This window comes from Pseudomonas sp. 3A(2025), from assembly GCF_054589175.1.
The window spans coordinates 1-19,472 of the sequence record NZ_BAAILM010000030.1; the positions used below are offsets into that span (position 1 = coordinate 1).

At 62.2% G+C, this 19,472-nt stretch carries 19 protein-coding genes; 10 read left to right on the forward strand and 9 right to left on the reverse strand.

The features are described from left to right. Nucleotides 1-713 (forward strand): MaoC/PaaZ C-terminal domain-containing protein (locus tag ACYP2A_RS10810; RefSeq protein WP_459744987.1); only part of this gene is annotated, 713 nt, incomplete at its 5' end. Between the two features lie 128 nt (nucleotides 714-841). Here the strand turns inward: ACYP2A_RS10810 and ACYP2A_RS10815 are convergent. From ACYP2A_RS10815 to ACYP2A_RS10840, 6 genes are all read right to left on the reverse strand, one after another. Continuing rightward, the gene (locus ACYP2A_RS10815; protein WP_459744988.1) at nucleotides 842-2,050 is read right to left on the reverse strand and encodes a GGDEF domain-containing protein; all 1,209 of its coding nucleotides are present in this window, start codon (nucleotides 2,048-2,050) and stop codon (nucleotides 842-844) included. A 92-nt stretch (nucleotides 2,051-2,142) separates the two neighbouring features. Continuing rightward, nucleotides 2,143-2,883: a GGDEF domain-containing protein gene (locus tag ACYP2A_RS10820; RefSeq protein WP_459744989.1), complete on the reverse strand. Its 741-nt coding sequence runs from the start codon at nucleotides 2,881-2,883 to the stop codon at nucleotides 2,143-2,145. Nucleotides 2,884-2,912: 29 nt separating this feature from the next. Then, entirely contained in the window at nucleotides 2,913-3,302 is a 390-nt protein-coding gene (locus ACYP2A_RS10825) for a DUF1987 domain-containing protein (RefSeq protein ID WP_459744990.1), read from the reverse strand. 17 nt (nucleotides 3,303-3,319) lie between these two features. Continuing rightward, nucleotides 3,320-3,895, reverse strand: coding sequence for a SiaB family protein kinase (locus tag ACYP2A_RS10830; protein ID WP_459744991.1), 576 nt, complete (start codon nucleotides 3,893-3,895; stop codon nucleotides 3,320-3,322). Beyond that, nucleotides 3,888-5,117: a SpoIIE family protein phosphatase gene (locus ACYP2A_RS10835; RefSeq protein WP_459744992.1), complete on the reverse strand. Its 1,230-nt coding sequence runs from the start codon at nucleotides 5,115-5,117 to the stop codon at nucleotides 3,888-3,890. Before ACYP2A_RS10835 ends, ACYP2A_RS10830 begins: the two co-directional genes overlap by 8 nt. A 93-nt stretch (nucleotides 5,118-5,210) precedes the next feature. Beyond that, a complete protein-coding gene (locus tag ACYP2A_RS10840) occupies nucleotides 5,211-6,104 on the reverse strand; it encodes a LysR family transcriptional regulator (RefSeq protein ID WP_459744993.1) in 894 nt (297 codons plus the stop codon). A 100-nt stretch (nucleotides 6,105-6,204) separates the two neighbouring features. Between ACYP2A_RS10840 and ACYP2A_RS10845 the strand changes: the two genes are divergently transcribed. Next, the gene (locus tag ACYP2A_RS10845; RefSeq protein WP_459744994.1) at nucleotides 6,205-6,645 is read left to right on the forward strand and encodes a multidrug/biocide efflux PACE transporter; all 441 of its coding nucleotides are present in this window, start codon (nucleotides 6,205-6,207) and stop codon (nucleotides 6,643-6,645) included. Nucleotides 6,646-6,735: 90 nt separating this feature from the next. Further along, on the forward strand, nucleotides 6,736-7,569 hold the full coding sequence (locus ACYP2A_RS10850) for a PhzF family phenazine biosynthesis protein (RefSeq protein ID WP_459744995.1): 834 nt from the start codon (nucleotides 6,736-6,738) through the stop codon (nucleotides 7,567-7,569). A gap of 3 nt (nucleotides 7,570-7,572) precedes the next feature. Here ACYP2A_RS10850 and ACYP2A_RS10855 read toward each other — a convergent pair whose 3' ends face one another. Further along, the gene (locus ACYP2A_RS10855; protein WP_459744996.1) at nucleotides 7,573-8,730 is read right to left on the reverse strand and encodes an MFS transporter; all 1,158 of its coding nucleotides are present in this window, start codon (nucleotides 8,728-8,730) and stop codon (nucleotides 7,573-7,575) included. A 258-nt stretch (nucleotides 8,731-8,988) separates the two neighbouring features. Here ACYP2A_RS10855 and rarD point away from each other — a divergent pair, with 258 nt between their 5' ends. Next, on the forward strand, nucleotides 8,989-9,873 hold the full coding sequence (gene rarD / locus ACYP2A_RS10860; protein WP_459744997.1) for an EamA family transporter RarD: 885 nt from the start codon (nucleotides 8,989-8,991) through the stop codon (nucleotides 9,871-9,873). A gap of 3 nt (nucleotides 9,874-9,876) precedes the next feature. Here rarD and zapE read toward each other — a convergent pair whose 3' ends face one another. Further along, nucleotides 9,877-10,992: a cell division protein ZapE gene (gene zapE, locus ACYP2A_RS10865; RefSeq protein WP_459744998.1), complete on the reverse strand. Its 1,116-nt coding sequence runs from the start codon at nucleotides 10,990-10,992 to the stop codon at nucleotides 9,877-9,879. Between the two features lie 723 nt (nucleotides 10,993-11,715). Between zapE and ACYP2A_RS10870 the strand changes: the two genes are divergently transcribed. Continuing rightward, nucleotides 11,716-12,147 (forward strand): hypothetical protein, encoded by a 432-nt coding sequence (locus ACYP2A_RS10870; RefSeq protein ID WP_459744999.1) that lies wholly within the window; start codon nucleotides 11,716-11,718, stop codon nucleotides 12,145-12,147. Between the two features lie 70 nt (nucleotides 12,148-12,217). On the opposite strand, the gene ACYP2A_RS10875 is transcribed toward ACYP2A_RS10870, so the two are convergent. Continuing rightward, a complete protein-coding gene (locus ACYP2A_RS10875; RefSeq protein ID WP_459745000.1) occupies nucleotides 12,218-13,660 on the reverse strand; it encodes a SulP family inorganic anion transporter in 1,443 nt (480 codons plus the stop codon). Nucleotides 13,661-13,848: 188 nt separating this feature from the next. Here ACYP2A_RS10875 and ampC point away from each other — a divergent pair, with 188 nt between their 5' ends. The 5 genes from ampC to efeO (ACYP2A_RS10900) all read left to right on the forward strand — a co-directional run bounded on the left by ampC (nucleotide 13,849) and on the right by efeO (ACYP2A_RS10900) (nucleotide 19,399). Further along, nucleotides 13,849-14,997, forward strand: coding sequence for a class C beta-lactamase (ampC, locus tag ACYP2A_RS10880; protein WP_459745001.1), 1,149 nt, complete (start codon nucleotides 13,849-13,851; stop codon nucleotides 14,995-14,997). Between the two features lie 157 nt (nucleotides 14,998-15,154). Beyond that, nucleotides 15,155-15,994, forward strand: coding sequence for an iron uptake transporter permease EfeU (efeU, locus tag ACYP2A_RS10885; RefSeq protein WP_459745002.1), 840 nt, complete (start codon nucleotides 15,155-15,157; stop codon nucleotides 15,992-15,994). A gap of 15 nt (nucleotides 15,995-16,009) precedes the next feature. Beyond that, nucleotides 16,010-17,218, forward strand: a complete 1,209-nt coding sequence (efeO, locus tag ACYP2A_RS10890; RefSeq protein ID WP_459745003.1) for an iron uptake system protein EfeO — start codon at nucleotides 16,010-16,012, stop codon at nucleotides 17,216-17,218. A gap of 3 nt (nucleotides 17,219-17,221) precedes the next feature. After that, nucleotides 17,222-18,541 (forward strand): iron uptake transporter deferrochelatase/peroxidase subunit, encoded by a 1,320-nt coding sequence (gene efeB, locus ACYP2A_RS10895; RefSeq protein ID WP_459745004.1) that lies wholly within the window; start codon nucleotides 17,222-17,224, stop codon nucleotides 18,539-18,541. A 27-nt stretch (nucleotides 18,542-18,568) separates the two neighbouring features. Next, on the forward strand, nucleotides 18,569-19,399 hold the full coding sequence (gene efeO / locus ACYP2A_RS10900) for an iron uptake system protein EfeO (protein ID WP_459745064.1): 831 nt from the start codon (nucleotides 18,569-18,571) through the stop codon (nucleotides 19,397-19,399). Nucleotides 19,400-19,472: the final 73 nt, after the last annotated feature.

A 19,472-nucleotide genomic window follows, 5' to 3' on the forward strand; every position in this document is an offset into this window, starting at 1 on the left:
CCACCGCTGCGCTGCACGGCCGGCTGCACATTCTGGACCGCGAGTCGGCGGCCGAATCCACCGGCCACGGCTCGCCGCTGCCGCAACTCAAACACGGCGGCCCGGGCCGCGCCGGCGGTGGCGAAGAGCTGGGCGGCCTGCGCGCGGTCAAGCACTACCTGCAACGCACCGCCGTGCAAGGTTCGCCAAGCATGCTGATGGCGGTCACCGGCGAATACGTGCGCGGTGCCGCGTTGTATGAAACCGAAGTCCACCCGTTCCGCCGCTACTTTGAAGACCTGGGCATCGGTGAGTCGCTGCTGACCCACCGGCGCACCGTCACCGAGGCGGACCTGGTCAACTTCGGCTGCTTGTCGGGCGACCACTTCTATATGCACTTCGACGAGATTGCCGCCAGGGAATCGCAATTCGGCAAGCGCATTGCCCATGGCTACTTCGTGCTGTCGGCGGCCGCTGGCCTGTTCGTGTCACCGGCTCCGGGCCCGGTACTGGCCAACTACGGGCTGGACACCCTGCGCTTCATCAATCCGGTGGGTATCGGCGACACGATTCAGGCGCGCCTGACCTGCAAACGCAAGATCGACCAGGGCAAGCTCAGCGCCAAGGACGAACCGCAAGGCGTGGTGGCCTGGGACGTGGAAGTGACCAACCAGAACGGCGAACTGGTGGCCAGTTACGACATTTTGACGCTGGTGCTCAAGCACCCAGCGTAAACACCACACATCCCGTAGGAGCGGCTTTAGCCGCGAAAGCCATCACGCAGATTTGTGGCGTGTGCGTTCCCGACTAAAGTCGGTCCTACGCGGAGCGCCGCCCGGTCGGTCCTACGGGCATCCAGATTTTACGTAAGCGCATCCTGCGCCCCGACCACTTCCACGCGGTCGCGGTGCAGTTTGGCGCGGTACAGCGCGTGGTCGACGGTATTGAGCAAGGCATCGAAGCTCTGGTTCGGCAGGCTGGCATCGGTCTGGGTCAGGCCGGCGCTGAAGGCGATGCGCAGCGGCAATACCGGGTCCAGTTCACGGTTAGCCAATGCCTCGCGCAGCCGGGCCATGAACACCTGGGCCTGCTGGATATCGGTGCGCGGGAACAACAACAGAAACTCCTCGCCGCCCCAGCGCACGAACACGTCCGAATGACGCTTGAGTGAAAACACCGTGTCGGCAAATACCTGCAAGGCACTGTCGCCCACCGCATGACCGTACTTGTCGTTGATGTTCTTGAAGTTGTCGAGGTCGATCATCGCCACCGCCATCGGGTTGCGGCCCAGCATGGCCTGTGCCCACTCCTGGTTGAGAATCGCCTGCGCCCCACGACGGTTCAGCGCACCGGTCAGCACATCGGTGATGCTCAATTTCAACGCCTGCATGCGCAGATGCTCTTGCAGCATCAGCGCAAAGCCCAGCGTCAGCAGAAACGACACGACAAAATCCACCACCAGCGCCATACGCGAGGGCATGTCCGGCTCATCGAACGGCAGCGGCGGGACTGGATCGACCAGCAGTCCGGTGACCGCCCAGGCGTGAAAGCCAAAAGCAAACAACAGCGTGGCGATAATCCCCCAGATACCCCGGTATTGCGTACGCAACTTCAGGCTCACTTGCAATTGCAGGGCAATGACCAGCATCGCCATGCCCGAAAACCACGGCAGCACCCACGAGGTATTGAGCAGGATCAGCGCGCCGGCCAGGTAAACCAGCGGCGGCACCACGACCAAGCGGGCCTGCATCGCATGCGTGCCAGGATCGCCAAGAAAATGCCGCAAGGCCAGGGTATGAAAGCCGATGCTGGTGATCAGCAACCCGGTACTGGCCAGCAGCGCCGCCTGTGGCGAGAGAATCTCCAGCCATGACAGTTGCGGCATCAGCAAGCCGGGCTGCAGCAACTCCGAGACGCGGTAGCTGGTGTTTAGCAACTCGCCGAGTAGCCACCAGTGCAGGGCCGTGTTGCTGCGTCCGGGTCCGACATAGGACAGGCAAAGCAACAAGGCGGTCATGATCCCGAACGGTATAACGATCAGCAGCAGGGAAAAGGGATCGCTGAGGAGCATAGAGGCGGCTTTACCAGAAAGGTCGCAGACAAGCCCGGATTATGGCAGAGCGCCATGATTTTGGCTCTTACCGGCCGCCGGATGATTGCGCCTTAAAGCTCGATCCGATTGCGCCCGCCCCGCTTGGCTTTGTACAACGCCGTATCGGCCTGGCTGTAGGCCGCATCGAAACGGGTACCGGCAGGGCTGGCGCTGACCCCGAAGCTGGCAGTGACACGGCGGTCGACCGGCGCAGGAAAGACGTGCTCGGCGATGGCAGCCCGCATTGCGTCGGCCAGCGCCAGGCCCTGCTGCAAATCGCCGGCGGGCAACAGCACGGTAAATTCCTCACCACCGACCCGGCCAATGATCCCGCTTTTGCCGACGATACGGTGCAAACATTCGACGATGCCGCGAATAACCGCATCGCCTGCCGGGTGGCCAAAATCGTCGTTGACCTGTTTGAAATGGTCGACATCCAGCACGATCAGCACGGCGCCGGTACTTTCCAGCACCCGCTTGGCCCGCTCGATCACCGCGCCCCGATTGAGCACGCCGGTCAATGCATCGTGGGTGGCGCGAAATTCCAGCTGTTCGGCCAGCGTCTGCAATTGCAGGTTCAACGCGTTCATTTCACGCTCGGCCCGGTCGCTGCGGGTGATCAGCCGCCGGGTTTCGCGAATCAACCGCTCGAAGTGCCCGGTCAGCTCGGTCAGCGACTGGCGATACAGCGCCGCATCGGCCTCGCCATTGGCCAGGATCGAACGCGCCTGTAACAAAGCGTCGGTCTCGCCACTGAACAGGTCCACGGTTTGGCCCGCCTGAACATTGGCCGCAGAACCTGCAGTTGCCATAACCAAACTCCTTATGAAAGCAAAACGGGTTATGAAACCGAAACGGGATGATCGATGAAGGTCAAGGCGGTGAAGTCGGCCTGCAACTCTTCGCCGAACTCGAAGATGGTTTCGTCTTCTTCGTCGTGATACCAGTTGACCACGATCGGGGTGCCCGCTTGAGCGGCATTGTCGAGGGTGTCGAAAATGCTGAACAACATTTTGGTGCTGGAGCTATTGAAGTAGGCCAGGGCAATGTTGGCGGTGATCGTCACGCCGGTGCACTGCGCCAGATAGTCGCGCAGTTGCTGGACCACTGGCGCATAAAAGGCTGCGGCGTTTTCCGGGTACGACTCGCCCTTGAGGCTCAGCAGGTGCTGGTCGAAACGAAAGTCGACTTCCGGCGAGGTGGCAGTGGCTTCGATGAAAAAGTTATCCATGGCAGTGTGTCATTCCTTCAAATAGTGGCTTTGAGGCAGAACAAGGTGGTGTCAGGATCCTGTGGCCTTGGCTGGAAGCTGTACTCCAGTGGCGCGCTGGCATCGCGGGCCATGGTCAGAAAGCCCAGCCCCGCCCCTTTGCTGCCCTCGGGCGTTTCGGCACGCAGCGACACCTTGTACGCCTGCTTGATTTCTTCGACCGACATGCCGCGCAGCGGCTCGAGGCTGGCGCGCAGACGCTCGACTTCGCCACTGGCCACCGGGTTGGCGCAGAGCATCATGAAGCGCTCGTTTTCAGTGCTGATGCACACCGCGCCCTGGCGCAGGCCCGGAGCATCGCTCGAGGGCTCGCCCAGCGCATCGGCCGAGTAATGCACGATGTTCTGCGCCAGCTCGATAAACGAGGAGAACAGCTTGCGGCGCGTCGGGCCGCTGACGCCGGACACTTCCAGTTGCAGCTTGACGACCTCGGCCATGGCCGACACGACGCTGTGAGAGAAGTAACCCATGTGGTAGAAAATCACGTTGCGCTGCTGGGCAAAGTCGAAAAAGCTCATGTCCTGCTCCGCGGTGGCTTCTGGCAAATTAGTCATCAACACTCCTGAGACGCGCGCAAAAGAAAGTCAGGTCGTCGCGTCGGTTCTGTTCGCCCTGCCACTGCGCCAGGGCCTGCAACAATTGCTGGCCAATCTCGGTGGCCGGTTTTTCGCTGTGCGCCAGCAACGACTCGAAAACCCGGCGCTTGCCGAAGGCGATGCTTTTCGCACCGCCAATCTGGTCGGTCAGCCCGTCAGTGGTAATGAACATCAGGCTGCCGGGGTACACCGGCACGCTGTGCTCATCCCATTGGTAATCCGCCGCGCTGTCGACATAGCCCACGCCCATGCGCTGGCCGGCGATGACCTCGAACTGGCCGGCGTCCGGGTGCAAGACCTGCAACGACAGGCGGGCACCGGCAAAGCGCAGGGTCCAGGTGTGGGTATCGAACCAGAAGAACGCGGCATCCAGGCCATCATCGGACTCCGGCGTGCCGTCGCCGTCCTTGTTCTTGTCCTGGCCGAGCATGTTCTTGACGCTCTTGTTCACCGCCGAGAGCAAGGTCGCCGGGTTGCGCGGGCCGAACTGATCCAGCGCCTGGCCCAAGGCCGAGGAGGCAATCAGGGTCATGAACGCGCCCGGCACACCATGGCCGGTGCAGTCGGCAATCGCGCCGAACCAGCCGTCGGGGTACTGGCAAAAATGATAGAAGTCGCCGCCGACCACATCGCGCGGCTCCCAGACCAGCGCCGCATCGCCGAGGATCGACGCCAGCGCCTCGCGTGAGGCACGCAGCATGGCGCGCTGAATCACACTGGCGTACTCGATGCTCTGCATCATCTGGCGGTTCTTTTCCGCCTGCATGGCGGCGACTACGGCGATCAACTGCAAGCCGTTGCCGAGCCCGGCGAAACGGCCCTCGCGGGTAACGATAAAGCCATCGGCCAAAGCCTTTTCACCGAACTCCACGGTCTTGAAGGTGAGTTCTTCGATACTCATACCGGCATCGACGATCAGCGGCTCCTTGTCCATGAAAGCGATGCAGCTTTTTTTGTCGTACAGCTCGCGGTGATACAGCTTGCTCATCTGCGACATGAAGATATTGCGGTTGATCAGTCCGATGGGCCGCTGTTGCTCGACCACCGCCAGACAGACCAGCTCGCGCTGCACCGTGAAGATTTCCATGACCAGCGAATTGGGCGCATCGGCGTCGATGGCCGGCACGTCGTTGCACAAGTCGCCGGCACACTTGTGGTCCCTGGGCAGTCGGGGACGCATGAATTGAAAATGCTCTGCTTTCATTGCCGGGCCATTGCGCGTGCGTAAATGGATGACCCTATACCGGCGATGTTAAGTTGATATTACAAAACCTCAGGCACCGTCCGCATCTCCACCTGGTACGAGCGTGTCGAGCAACCAAGCGCCCGCCGGTCCGAGACTGCGCTGCCGCGACCAGATCACGTCCACCGCCGAGCTGCGCGGCCAGCCAGGCACGTTGAGTTCCTTGAGACGCCCGCCGGCATAGCCGGACACTAGCCAGCGTGGCAGCGCCGACCAGCCGAAACCGAAAGCCGCCATGTCCATCAACAGCAGGTAGTTGGGCGCCGACCACTGGCTGCAATTACCGGCCGGCAGGTCGTCGGTGGGTATGCTGTGTTCAACCAGCGTGTTCAGGCGCAAGGCGCGGTATTCGGCCAGTTGCTGGTAGTTGACCTGTTCGAGTGCCGCCAGCGGGTGCTTGTGTGCCACGAACAGGCCAAAGTCGGCGCATTCGGCAATGGTCGCGTGGCCGATTTCCGGCGGGTAGCTGGCCTGCGCCGAAAGCAGCCCCAGGCAGGCGCGGCCGGTCTGGATCAGGTTGACCGCGTCGCCGTGTTCGGCAAACACACACTCCAGTTCCAGGTCGGGAAAACGCAGGTCAAGCTCGCCCATACGCACCTCGAACTCGGCGAACTGGTTGGCATCGGAGAGCACCAGGGTCAAACGCGGCTCGATACCCTGCGCCAGGCGTGCCGCCGAGCGTTGCAGGCGGTCGGTGGCGCACAGAATGTCTTCGACGCGCACCAGCATGGCCTTGCCGGCCTCGGTGAGCACCGGCTGACGCGCCGAGCGATCAAACAGCTCAAGGCCCAGATCGATCTCCAGCCGGGCAATGGCTTCGCTGATGGTCGACTGGCTTTTGCCCAGCCGCCGCGCCGCTGCACTGAACGAACCCAGGGCATTGATTTGCACAAACGCTTCAAGGGCTTCGGGGGAATAGCTCATGGCATGCGCCTCCATCGGTTTTGCCGATGGTAACCATTTTCTGTTTGGCGTGATAACCGATGACAATCCAGGTCTCTTTTTATCCGACGGTGTGGCTGCCATGACCAAGACTCTCAAGGAACGCGTGCTGCACGCGCTGCTGTTCGAAACGCTCGGCGTGTTGATCTGCGCGCCGGTACTGGCCTGGTTGCTGGAGCATTCGCTGGGCAGCATGGGCGCGCTGACGCTGATGATCTCCACGGCGGCGATGCTCTGGAACATGCTGTTCAACACCCTCTTCGACCGTCTGCGCAATCGTCTCGGCTTCAACATGACCTTCGGTGCGCGGGTGGTGCATGCGCTGGGCTTTGAAGGCGGCCTGATTCTGGCAGTGGTGCCGCTGGCCGCCTGGTGGTTGTCGATCAGCCTGTGGCAGGCGTTCTGGCTCGACATCGGTGTGCTGCTGTTCTTCCTGCCATACACCATGGCGTTCAACTGGGCTTATGACCTGGTGCGCGAGCGTGTGATGCGTGACAAAACCCTGGTTGAATGCCGCAACTGATCCGGCAAATGCCTGATGAGCTGTACGGGGCCGAACGCCAGGCTTTGTCGCACACTGTGTCGATCGACAATCAACAAGGAGCAGGACCTGATGGGCACAGAAATCATCAAGCTGGCGGCGTTCAGCGATGGCGATCAGGGCGGTAACCCGGCCGGCGTCTGGATCGGCGAGGCGCTGCCCGACGAGGCAATCATGCAGCGCATTGCCGCTGAAGTCGGCTTTTCCGAAACCGCCTTTGCCGCACCGCAAGACGATGGCTGGCGGGTGCGTTATTTCTCGCCACTGGCCGAAGTGCCGTTCTGTGGACACGCCACCATCGCGCTCGGTGCAGCCTTGGCGGCGCGCAACGGTGACGGGGTGTATGACCTGCAACTGAACCAGGCGCAGATTACCGTCGAAGGTCACGCCCAGGGCGAGCTGGTGTCGGCGGCGCTGCAATCGCCGCCCACCCACAGCGCGCCGGCCAGCGAGGCCTTGCTGCAAGAGGCGCTGACGCTGTTCGGCTATCGCCATGACGAGCTGGACCTGCGCATCCCGCCTGCCGTGATCAACGGCGGCGCCGGGCACCTGGTGCTGGCGCTGAACAGCCGCGCCGCGCTCAAGGCCATGCACTATGACCAAGATGCCGGGCGCGAGCTGATGGTTCGCGAACAGTGGGCGACCATCGTGCTGGTGTACGCCGAAAGCGAGCAGTCGTTTCATACCCGCAACCCATTCGCCTTTGGTGGCGTCTACGAAGACCCGGCCACCGGTGCCGCCACCGCAGCCCTGGCCGGTTACCTGCGCGACATCGGCTGGCAACATGGCGGCGTGATCGACATCCTCCAGGGCGAAGACATGGGCAGCCCGTCACGCCTGCGCGCCGAGATCACCGACCAGCCCGGCAGCTCGATCCGCGTGTCGGGTATGGCGCGCTACTTATAGTCGTCAGGCCTTGAGACGGCTGCCGCTGGCGGCCACGCCCAGCAGCATCACGGCGACGATCAGAAACGCGGTGCCCAGGCTGCTCAGATGAGCGATAAAGCCAATCGCCGCCGGCCCCATCAGAATCCCGGCGTAACCCAGCGTGGTCACCGCCGGGATCGCCACGCTTTCGGGCATGGTGGTCTGCCGGCCGGCGGCGCTGTAGCACACCGGCACAATGTTCGAGCAACCGGCACCCACCAGCGCGTAACCAAGCAACGCCGCTTCCCAGGCCGGGACCAGCGTCGACAATGCCAGCCCCGCAGCGGCCAGCAACCCGCCGAGAATGATCACCCGATTGGGCCCGACCCGGCGCACGATGGCGTCACCAAACAGCCGGCCCAGGGTCATGGTCACGGCGAACACCGCATAGCCGAGCCCGGCATAGGCGGTGTCCATGCCGCGCACCGAATTCAGGAACACCGCGCTCCAGTCGAGCATCGCGCCCTCGGCAAGAAACACGGTAAAGCACAGCAGGCCGATAAACAGCACCACCCCGTGCGGGATGGCGAACGCCGGCCCATCCGATGAGCTGCCATAAGGCAGCAGATGCGGCATGGCCTTGAGCATCGTCAGCAAGGTCAGCACCACAACCACCACAATGGCTATCAACGGCGTCGCACCCAGGCCCAACAGCGCACTGACCCCCGCAGCGCCAGCAATGCCGCCCAGACTGAACAGGCCATGAAAGCCCGACATCATGGTCGTGCCGCTTTGCCGCTCGACGATCACCGCCTGGATATTGGCCGTGCAATCGACGCCGCCCATGCCGATGCCGAACACGAACAACACCGCCACCAGCAGCGGCAAACTCGATACCGACGCCAGCAAGGGCAGGCACAGGCAGATCAGCAGCGTCGAGCCGACCAGCAGCCGGCGGCAACCCCAGCGCGCCGCCAGAGCGCCGGCCACCGGCATGGCACTGATCGAGCCAACGCCCAGGCACAACAGCAACAGGCCGAGCATGCCATCGTCGAGCCCGACCCGGGCCTTGGCATAAGGCACCAGCGGCGCCCAGGCGGCCATGCAGAAACCGGCGATGAAAAACGCCAGCCGGGTTGCGGTCTGTTGCTGGCGGGCGGTGCTGCCGGTGGCTGGGGCTGCGCTTTCAAAAGAGGTCATTCCGGCTCCTTGGTGGTGCCCGTCCATAACCGATGGGCAAGCGAATGAGACTAGCAAAGGTCGATACTGTTCAACATCGTCAACGCCCCGCAAAAAGGCAGCGAAGCAATCACAAGCGACGCATGTGAAGGATTTTCCGACAACCTGCACCGAAATAGGCTACGCGACTGTTCTGAATCACGAACACTGCCTAGAATACGCGCACCCTTGCCCTGATTCGGTGCAAGCCCCTCTTTCCTCTATTTCCAAGAGTCTGTCGTGCAGAAAGGAATTGCGCTGTCGGTACTGGCTTCCTGCTTGTTCGGGGTCATGTACTTCTATACCTCTTTGATGACCCCGCTGACCGGCGAGGAAATCTTCGGCTGGCGCATGCTGCTGACCGTGCCATGCGTGACGCTGTTCATGCTCATCAGCGGCGACTGGCCGTTGGTGCGCGCCCTGGCCGTGCGCCTGTTGCGCCAGCCGGCGCTGGTGGCCGGCATTGTGCTGTCTTCGGTGCTGCTGGGCGCGCAGTTGCTGCTGTTCATGTGGGCACCGCTGCATGGGCGCAGCCTTGAGGTCTCGCTGGGCTACTTTCTGCTGCCACTGACCATGATCCTCACCGGGCGTGTGGTGTATGGCGAACACCTGTCGCACCTGCAAAAGATCGCCGCTGCGTTTGCCACCTTCGGCGTCGGCCATGAAGTCTGGCGCATGGGCACCTTCTCGTGGGAAACCCTGGTGGTCGCCGTCGGCTACCCGCTGTACTTCGTGCTGCGCCGCCGCCTGAAAATCGACAACCTCGGTGGCCTGTGGTTCGACATGCTGTTCATGCTGCCCATCGGCCTGTGGTTCATTGCCAGCGGCAATCCGGCTGCTGCACAGAACACACCCATGCTGTACCTGTTGATACCGCTGCTGGGCGTGATCAGCGCCTCGGCGCTGGTCAGCTACATCATCGCCAGCCGCGTGCTGCCGTTCAGCCTGTTCGGCCTGCTCAGTTATGTCGAACCGGTGTTGCTGGTCGGCGTCGCCCTGCTGCTGGGTGAAAGCATCGGCGGCGACGAATGGCTGACCTACATTCCAATCTGGCTGGCGGTACTGGTGCTGATCATCGAAGGCGCCAAGCATATGCTCGCCCAGCGCCGCCGCGATCGGGTTTGATGGTTATTTGTCGGTAAAGCGCTGCAGCTGCATTTCCTGCAGGCGGCTCAAGGTGCGGCGGAAGGCAAACTCCAGATAGCCTTGGGTATAAAGCTGGTCCATCGGCGTCTGCGCTTCGATGTACAGCGGAATGCGCCGGTCATAGCACTCATCGACCAGGGCGATAAAGCGCCGCACGCTGTCGTCCTTGGGCGACAACTGCGGCAGTTCGCGGTCACCGGCCTTGACCTGCTCGACCCCGTCTTCGGTGCCACGCGCGATCTTCGCCTCGCGCTGCACCGCACTCAGTGCCGGCACTTCGCTGAGTAGCACCACGGCAAAACGGTCGCACAAGGCAATAAAATCCATGGCCGCCAGCGGCTGCTCGCACAGGTCGCGGTATCGACACCACAGCACGTTGTCGGTGTGTTGCACGACGTTGATGCTGCGATAGCCCAGCATCACCTGGGTGTCATGCGCAGGCTGGCCGCCAGTCAGGGCCTGGAAAATCTCGCCCAGCGCACTGCCCCTGGTGCCCGGCTCCTTGACCCAATAGCGCTGCAACAACTGCCCCGGATGCAGGCGATGGTCTTCGCCACCGTCGACCTCGACCACCTGCATATAGCGCTCGATGGCGGCAATCGCCGGCAGGAAGCGCTCGCGGTTATGGCCATGGCTGTACAACTGCGGCGGCGGAATATTCGAGGTGCACACCAGCACCACGCCTTCCTCGAACATGGTCTGCAACAAGCCGCCGAGAATCACCGCATCGCCAATATCAGTGACGAACAGCTCATCGAAACACAGCACCCGCACCTCGACCGCCAATTCCCGGGCGATGGTCGCCAGTGGCTGGGCAGTGCCGGTCAGCTCGAACATGCGCTTGTGCACCCAGCGCATGAAGTGGTGAAAATGCTGACGCCGCGCCGGCACGTTCAGGCTGTCGAAAAAGCGGTCCATCAACCAGGTCTTGCCACGCCCCACCGGCCCCCACAGATAAATGCCACGCAGCGCACCCTGCCCGGCCAGCGCCTGCCAGCAAGCCTGCAATTGCTCGGCGGCTTCGCGTTGCGAGGCATCAGGCTGAAAGCCGTTTTGCAGGGCCTGTTCGTAGGCTTGCAGGGGTGGCAGGTGGTTCATGGATTGCAGGGTCCTTGTTGTTTCCGGGGGGCGGCTGCTCAGTGATGGGCATTGACCGAAGCGGCGAAATTCTGCGGCAAGGGGCCATGCATCACAAGTGAGATGTGCTTTTGAGGATTGGCCCTGCACGCCCCTGCTCAGTAATGATTACTGAGTCGTCTCCGGACTCTCTATCCGGTTGCACACCTCCACGATGCAGAGTATGGTTCACCCCGTCACATTGCTGACCACGACCTTGGCGGGTCGACAAGTAAACGGCGCAACAGCGCCCCCATCCCGATTGCAGGCGCTTTTTTTGTGTCTGTAGTTTCGTGTTATGGCGGGTTGCGCAGGAGCACCTTCGGGTGCGCCGGGCTCCGTTTACCCCGGTCCGCCAATCTTGTGCAACTCGCCACCCTTTTCTGCTTGGCGGCAGATCCTGGTGGCTTCGATGAAGTAAACGGAGTTACAACCATGCACGCTTTCAATTTACCCAGAATCCGCGCCACCCCGTGCTCGCCTCACAACGGCACACCCGCGCCCATCTAACCGCATCACCACCAAAACAAAAAGGATCGCGCATGCCCACACGGCAGTCGCGAGGGTGAATTGCATTCCAAGGCTTTAGGCCGGGTGAAGAACCATCATGAAAAATCAAAACGGTGCCTGTGCGCCAACGGGATCGGCTTGCCCGACAAAAGCCACCGAGTTGTTTACAGGCATCACCAGCCAGTGGTGGCGCGCATGAATACGCCAGTGAAGCGAGTCACTTTCGATCACTTGCCGTGCCTGTCACCTCGCCCCGACCACGCCTGCGACTACACCGGCAAGCAGCGCGGGAAAATGACAGCGATTGCCTGGCATCGTCCGGGCTGCTCAGGGAAAGCCACGTCGTGGCTGTGTCGCTGCGAATGCGGGCGCTATGAATATCGGCGGCCGGGTACTTGGGAAAGCAAGACGCACCCCGATGACATGTGCGATGTGTGCCTGCACGCAAGGGGGCCGAATGCAAGGCAGACAGCGAGGCAGCGCCTGATGCAGTGGGCGCATGATTTGCGCTGCCAAGGCCTCAGTGATGAAGAAATTACCCGACTGCAAGCACCCGGCATGAACGTGGATACCAAAGGCAAGACGGCAGCTGAGATACGCGAGCAAATAGAGAAAGGCCCGACATGATCAACGCCGAGCAGGTGTACCAGCGCAAAGCGCTGGGTTGTAATCGGCCTTCTGGCCCAGATCCACCGCTTTAGTGCTGGACACCAACCCGGCGCAGCATGCTCCGGCAGCGCTCGGACAAGTGCACCACGCGCAGGTGCTTGCCGGCTTTTTCGTAGCGCTCGCGCAGGGTCTTGAGCGCGGCGATAGCCGAATAGTCGACAAAGCTCAGGTGCGCGCAGTCCAGGGTGACCTGATCGGGGTCCTGCTGCGGGGCAAACTGTTCGAGAAAGCGCGTGGTCGAGGCGAAGAACAGTGTGCCGCGCACCTGGTAAACCTTGCCTTGCTCTGGCGTGTCGTGAACCTCGGTGTACAGCTCGCGGGCGTGTTTCCAGGCAAAGTCCAGCGCGGCGATGATCACCCCGAACAGCACGGCCATGGCCAGGTCGGTGAGCACGGTGACCACGGTCACGGCGACGATGGCGAGCATGTCGCTGGTCGGCACCTTGCGCAGAATTCGCAACGAGGCCCAGGCGAAAGTCTGCTGGGCGACCACGAACATCACCCCGACCAGTGCCGCCAGCGGAATGCGTTCGATCAGTGGGGCGAGAAACAGCACGAACATAAGAATCATGCCGCCGGCGACGATGCCCGACAGCCGGCCGCGACCGCCAGAGCTTAAGTTGATCACGGTCTGGCCGATCATCGCGCAGCCGCCCATGCCGCCGAACGCGCCGCTGACCATATTGGCCGCACCCAGCGCCACGCACTCGCGGTCCGGGTAGCCACGGCTTTCGGTGATTTCGTCGGTGAGGTTGAGGGTCAGCAGGGTTTCCAGCAGGCCGACCATGGCCATGACCAGCGCATAGGGTGCGACGATGTACAGGGTTTCAAGGGTCCACGGCACCTGCGGCCAGGTGAAGTCCGGCAAGCCACCGGCGATGTGCGCCATGTCGCCCAGCGTGCGGGTCGGCAGATCGAGCAGGTACACCGCCAGGCCGACGCCAAGAATCGCCACCAGCGCCGGCGGCACGGCGCGGCTGAGGCGCGGCAACAGGTAGACGATGGCCATGGTCGCGGCTACCAGGCCGATCATGATGTACAGCGCCTTGCCGGTCAGCCAGGTGTCGTCGTGCTGGAAGTGCTCCAACTGGGCCATGGCAATGACAATCGCCAGGCCGTTGACGAAGCCGAGCATCACCGGGTACGGCACCAGACGTACCAGTTTGCCCAGGCGCAACAGGCCGAAAACCATCATCAGCAAGCCGCTGAGCAGCACCGTGGCCAGCAGGTATTGCACGCCGTGTTCGACCACAAGCGCGACGATCACCACCGCCATGGAGCCTGCCGCACCGGAGATCATCCCCGGCCGGCCACCGAACAGCGCGGTCAGGGTGCAGATGATAAAGGCGCCATACAGGCCCATCAGCGGGTTGAGGTGCGCGACCAGCGCAAAGGCAATGCACTCGGGCACCAGCGCAAAGGAGGTCGTGAGGCCGGCCAGGACATCGGCGCGTATATGTTTGGTTTTCATGACTTACCTGAAAGCTCGCCTGCCAATGGGCAAGCATGCAAAAGGCTGGCATGTTACGCAAAGCCATGGCCTGCGGCCAGACACACCACTGCTTGTGTGACGCGCAACATGTTGTGACCGAATGTTTATTGAGCCTTGCGCGGCAATCGGTAAGGTCGTGCCCTCCACAAGGACCTGAGGATTTCTGAATGAACAGAACACTGTCTCTGGCGAGCGCCATGCTTGCCAGCCTGACCATCGCACCGGCCTGGGCGCAAAGCCCCGATCAGGATCGGCTGATCGAACAGGCAGCGCAGCAGGTGATGCAGCAGTACGGCATCCCCGGCATGGCCATCGGCATCACCGACCATGGCACGCAGCGCTTCTATCACTATGGGGTGGCGTCCAGAGAAACCGGGCAGCCGGTGAGCAACCTGACACTGTTTGAAGTGGGTTCGATCAGCAAGACCTTCACCGCGACCCTGGCCACCTGGGCACAGGCACAGGGCAAGCTCAAGCTGTCCGACACCATCGACACCTACCTGCCACAACTGCACGACAGCCGCCTGGGCAAGATCGCGCTGCTGCACCTGGCCACGCACACCGCCGGCGGTTTTCCGTTGCAAGTGCCCGATACGGTGCAGAACAACACACAATTGATGGCGTACTTCAAAGCCTGGCAGCCTCAGCTCTTGCCCGGTGTCCAGCGTCATTACGCCAACCCGAGCATCGGCCTGCTGGGGGTGATTGCCGCCCAGAGCCTGGGCCAGCCTTTCGATCAGGCCATGGAGCAAGGGTTGTTCCCGGCGCTGGGCCTGACAGGAACCTTCATCAATGTGCCGCAAGACAAACAGGCGCTTTACGCACAGGGCTATGACAAGCAGGATGCACCGGTGCGCATGACACGCGGAGTGCTGGCCGATGAAGCTTACGGAGTAAAAACCTCCAGTCGTGACTTGATCCACTTTGTCGAGGCCAACCTGCGGCCCGGCACATCAGCCAACCCGCTGCAGCAAGCGCTCAAGGCGACCCATACCGGTTACTTCAGGTTTGGCCCGTCGACCCAGGCACTGGCGTGGGAATATTACGTGCCGCCGCTTAAGCTGGATGACCTGCTGGCAGGCAACTCCAGCGTAATGGCTTTTACCCCCCAGCCAGTCACGCCACTGAATCCACCCGAACCACCCCCTGCTGGTGCCTGGATCAACAAGACTGGTTCGACCAGCGGTTTCGGCGGTTATGTAGCCTTTATTCCGGACCGGCAGTTGGGCATCGTGATTCTGGCCAACCGCAATTACCCCAATCCTGACCGGGTGCGCCTGGCACAGCAGGTCATTGAGACTCTGGACAGACCTTGACGGCGAGCTGAACCTTCCCTGAACAATCGAAAAAAAATCGGGATTAAGACAAAAACAACTAGCTCTTATTCGGGAATGACTATCATTATGTTACGCATTGTTTCAGGTGCAATACTCTGAAACGCTTCACCCGTCCTGTAGTCATTCCCGGTGAACAATGCTCGTTCCTTTTCTGATCATGTTGCGCGAAGGCATCGAAGCCGCGCTTATCGTTGGCATTATTGCCAGTTACCTCAAACAGACCGGTCGCGGCCAGTGGATGCCGGCGGTGTGGGTCGGTGTGTTTCTCGCCTGCGCCCTGGCGCTGCTGGTCGGCGGCGGCCTGGAGCTGATGAGCGCCGAGTTCCCGCAAAAACAGCAAGAGCTGTTTGAAGGCCTGGTCGGTCTGCTGGCGGTCGGCATTCTCAGCTCGATGGTGTTCTGGATGCGCAAGGTCGGTCGCTCGATCAAGAGCGAACTGCACCAGTCGCTGGACAGCGCCCTTGGCGGTTCGCGTAACCAGACCTGGGCGCTGATCGGCATGGTGTTCTTCGCCGTGGCCCGCGAAGGCCTGGAGACCGTGTTCTTTCTGCTCGCCGTGTTTCAGCAAAGCACCGACGCCAGCGCGCCGCTCGGCGCCCTGTTCGGCCTGATTCTGTCGGCCGGCTTCGGCATCGCCCTGTATCGCGGCAGCCTGCGCCTGAACCTTGGCCTGTTTTTCCGCTGGACCGGCCTGTTCATCCTCGTGGTGGCCGCCGGCATCCTCGCCAACTCGGTGCGCTCGCTGCACGAGGCCGGGGTCTGGAATCACTGGCAGGACGTGGTGTTCGACGTCAGCGCGACGCTGCCGATGGACGGTCCGGTCGGCTCGGTACTGGCCGGCATGTTCGGTTATCAGGATGCGCCGACGGTCAGCGTGCTGGGTGCCTGGCTGGTCTACCTGATCGCAGCCCTGGTGCTGTTCTTTCTGCCTTACCGCCCGGCGCAACCTTCGCGCCCGTCGGTTACGAATCACTAGTTCCAAGGGGAATCCATGTCCAACTCACCTTCCGGGCTTTCCGACAAAGCCTGGTCCCCGCGTGCCTTGCGTCTGGCAGTGGCCGGTTCCGTTGTGCTGATGTGCGCCGCTGGCGGCCTGTTCTATTACGCCTCTCAGGTGGCCGCGCACAAGCGTGCCGCCAACGCAGGTTTTGAGACCGTGATCAACATCCATCCGCGCAGTTGTGAGCCCAACGCGCTGACGGTGCCGGCCGGCAAGCACAGCTTTCGCATCGTCAACCAGTCCGAGCGTGCGGTGGAATGGGAAATTCTCGATGGCGTTCTGGTGGTCGAAGAGCGTGAAAACATCACCCCCGGCATGAGCCAGGTGATCAACGCCAACCTGATGCCCGGCGACTATGCGATTACCTGCGGGTTGCTGAGCAACCCGCGCGGCACCCTGCACGTGACCCCGACGGCCGAGTCCGATGCGGCGGCCAAGGCGCGTCCGTCGATGACCGCGTTCATCGGCCCGCTGTCCGAATACCGGGTGTACCTGAGCCAGCAAGGCAGCGCGCTGATCAAAGCCGTGGCTGCCTTGCAACAGGCCATCGACGCCGGCGACCTGGCGGCCGCACAAGCCGCCTACCTGCCGGCCCGCAGCGCTTACCAGCGTATTGCGCCTGCCGCCCAGCGCCTGGCCGAGCTGGACAACGCGATCAATGCCCGCGCCGATTACTTTGAAAAGCGTGAGCAAGACCCAGGCTTCGGCGGCTTCCACCGCATCGAACACGGCCTGTTCGCGCAGAACAGCGTCGAGGGCCTGACGCCGGTGGCGCAGAAGCTCAATGACGATGTTACCCACCTCAAGCAGGAACTGCTGGCGCAGAGCATCGCCCCCGAGCAACTGACTGGCATCGTCATCCGCAACCTGCTGAGCCTGGCGCAAAACCGCAGCAAGGGCGAAGAAGAGCGTTACAGCCACTCCGACCTCAACGGCTTTGCCGGCAACCTGGAAGGCGCACGCAAGGTCATCGACCTGTTGCGGCCGTTGCTGACCAAGAACCACGCCGAGCTGCAACAGCGTCTGGACACGACCGCTGCCGGCCTGGAAAGCATCCTCAATGGCCTGAAAACCGACAGTGGCTACCGTCCTTACGATCAGGTCGATGCCGCCGGCCGCCAGCAAATCGCCGATCAGGCCAAGGCCCTGGCCGACGCCCTGCAAGAAGTCGACCCGGCCCTGGGCCTGTCGAGCCTGTAAGTTATGGAGTACCCGATGAGCAACACAGACGCCAACAACGCCCCGGATTCGCTGCAACGTCGCCGTGTACTGATGGGCCTCGGCGCCGCCGGTGCCGCACTGGCCGGCAGCAGTCTGGCAGGCCAGGCCATGGCCGCCGGCCCCGCTAAAGTTACCGAAGCGCCGAACAGCGAAAAGACCCAGGACAGCAACCCGTTTCATGGCGTGCACCAGAGCGGCATCGTCAACCCGCGTCCGGCGGCCGGCATGCTGGTGGCCTTCGATGTGCTGGCCAGCGACCGCGAAGACCTGGAGCGGCTGTTCCGTACCCTGAACGAGCGCATCGCGTTTCTGATGACCGGCGGCCCGGTGGCCGACATCGACCCGAAACTGCCGCCGCTGGACTCCGGCATCCTTGGCCCGGTCGTCACTCCGGACAACCTGACCATTACCGTGGCAGTCGGCGACTCGCTGTTCGACGAGCGCTTCGGCCTGGCAGCGGTCAAGCCCAAGCGCCTGAGCCGTATGGTCGGCTTTCCCAATGACGCGCTGGAAGCCAGCAGTTGCCACGGTGATTTGAGCATCCAGTTTTGCTCCAACACCCCGGACAGCAACATTCACGCCCTGCGCGACATCGTCAAGAACCTGCCCGACCTGCTGCTGGTGCGCTGGAAACAGGAAGGCACGGTGCCGGCCCAGGCGCCGAAAAAGCCCGGGCAACCGGCCGAAAGCGCCCGTAACTTTTTAGGCTTTCGCGACGGTTCGGCCAACCCCGATTCCAACGACCAGAAAGCCATGAACGAACTGGTGTGGGTGCAGCCCGGCAGCGACGAACCGGCCTGGGCGGCACACGGCAGCTATCAGGCAGTGCGCATCATCCGCAATTTCGTCGAACGCTGGGACCGCACGCCGTTGCAGGAACAGGAAGCGATCTTCGGTCGCACCAAGGCCAGCGGCGCGCCGATGGACGGCAAGGTCGAGACCGATGTGCCGAACTACGCCGCCGACCCGCACGGCAAGAAAACCCCGATGGACTCGCACATCCGCCTGGCCAACCCGCGCACGCCAGAGAGCCAGAAAAACCTGATCCTGCGCCGACCGTTCAACTACTCCAACGGCGTGAACAAGAACGGCCAGCTGGACATGGGCCTGCTGTTCATCTGTTACCAGGCCGACCTGGAAAAAGGCTTTATCACCGTACAGACCCGCCTGAACGGCGAGCCGCTGGAGGAATACCTCAAGCCGGTCGGTGGCGGTTACTTCTTTACCCTGCCGGGTGTGACCAACGATCAGGACTTCATCGGTCGCTCACTGCTGGCCGCGTCCTCCTCACAATCCGCCTGAACCTCAACTGGAAGAGTGCACATGAAAATGAACAAGACCCCACTTGCCTTGCTGTTCACCCTCGGCGCACTGAGTGCGCCGCTGGCGGCCTTCGCAGCCACGGCCCCGGCGCCGCTGGACCTGGTTGGCCCGGTGTCGGACTACAAGATCTATGTGACCGAAAACATCGATGAACTGGTCAGCCACACCCAGCAGTTCACCGATGCCGTGAAGAAAGGCGATATCGCCACCGCCAAGAAACTCTACGCACCGACGCGCGTGTTCTACGAGCGCGTAGAGCCGATCGCCGAGCTGTTCAGCGACCTCGACGCCTCGATCGACTCGCGGGTCGATGACCACGAGCAAGGCGTCGACGCTGAAGATTTCACCGGCTTCCACCGTCTGGAGCATGCGCTGTTCGAGAAGAACACCACCAAAGACCAGGCCGCGATTGCCGACAAACTGACCGCCGACGTCAAAGACCTGCAAGCGCGTATTGCCGGCCTGACCTTCCCGCCGGAAAAAGTCGTCGGTGGTGCAGCCGTGCTGCTGGAAGAAGTCGCCGCGACCAAGATTTCCGGTGAAGAAGACCGCTACAGCCACACCGACCTGTATGACTTCCAGGGCAACGTCGACGGCGCGAAGAAAATCGTCGATCTGTTCCGTGGCCAGGTCGAGAAGCAGGACAAAGCCTTCGTCGCCAAGGTCGACAAGAACTTCGCCACCGTCGACAAGATCCTGGCCAAGTACAAGACCGCCGACGGTGGTTTCGTGACCTACGACAAGGTCAAGGAAAACGACCGCAAGGCCCTGATCGGTCCGGTCAACACCCTGGCCGAAGACCTCTCGACCCTGCGCGGCAAGCTTGGCTTGAATTAATCGGTATCAGCGTCGGGTGCCCAGCACCCGACGCAGCTTCAATACCGCACTGTCCGGTGTGGTCAGCACCGGC

Bases quoted from the DNA above. Each gene is read 5' to 3' on its own strand.
- zapE (WP_459744998.1), bottom strand. From the start codon at position 10,992: ATGAACCACCTGCCACCCCTGCAAGCCTACGAACAGGCCCTGCAAAAC.
- ACYP2A_RS10835 (WP_459744992.1), bottom strand. From the start codon at position 5,117: ATGCGTCCCCGACTGCCCAGGGACCACAAGTGTGCCGGCGACTTGTGC.
- ACYP2A_RS10830 (WP_459744991.1), bottom strand. From the start codon at position 3,895: ATGACTAATTTGCCAGAAGCCACCGCGGAGCAGGACATGAGCTTTTTC.
- ACYP2A_RS10855 (WP_459744996.1), bottom strand. From the start codon at position 8,730: ATGACCTCTTTTGAAAGCGCAGCCCCAGCCACCGGCAGCACCGCCCGC.
- ACYP2A_RS10845 (WP_459744994.1), top strand. From the start codon at position 6,205: ATGACCAAGACTCTCAAGGAACGCGTGCTGCACGCGCTGCTGTTCGAA.
- ACYP2A_RS10870 (WP_459744999.1), top strand. From the start codon at position 11,716: ATGAATACGCCAGTGAAGCGAGTCACTTTCGATCACTTGCCGTGCCTG.
- ACYP2A_RS10815 (WP_459744988.1), bottom strand. From the start codon at position 2,050: ATGCTCCTCAGCGATCCCTTTTCCCTGCTGCTGATCGTTATACCGTTC.
- efeO (WP_459745003.1), top strand. From the start codon at position 16,010: ATGTCCAACTCACCTTCCGGGCTTTCCGACAAAGCCTGGTCCCCGCGT.
- ACYP2A_RS10840 (WP_459744993.1), bottom strand. From the start codon at position 6,104: ATGAGCTATTCCCCCGAAGCCCTTGAAGCGTTTGTGCAAATCAATGCC.
- ampC (WP_459745001.1), top strand. From the start codon at position 13,849: ATGAACAGAACACTGTCTCTGGCGAGCGCCATGCTTGCCAGCCTGACC.
- ACYP2A_RS10820 (WP_459744989.1), bottom strand. From the start codon at position 2,883: ATGGCAACTGCAGGTTCTGCGGCCAATGTTCAGGCGGGCCAAACCGTG.
- efeO (WP_459745064.1), top strand. From the start codon at position 18,569: ATGAACAAGACCCCACTTGCCTTGCTGTTCACCCTCGGCGCACTGAGT.
- ACYP2A_RS10875 (WP_459745000.1), bottom strand. From the start codon at position 13,660: ATGAAAACCAAACATATACGCGCCGATGTCCTGGCCGGCCTCACGACC.
- efeB (WP_459745004.1), top strand. From the start codon at position 17,222: ATGGAGTACCCGATGAGCAACACAGACGCCAACAACGCCCCGGATTCG.
- ACYP2A_RS10825 (WP_459744990.1), bottom strand. From the start codon at position 3,302: ATGGATAACTTTTTCATCGAAGCCACTGCCACCTCGCCGGAAGTCGAC.
- efeU (WP_459745002.1), top strand. From the start codon at position 15,155: ATGCTCGTTCCTTTTCTGATCATGTTGCGCGAAGGCATCGAAGCCGCG.
- ACYP2A_RS10850 (WP_459744995.1), top strand. From the start codon at position 6,736: ATGGGCACAGAAATCATCAAGCTGGCGGCGTTCAGCGATGGCGATCAG.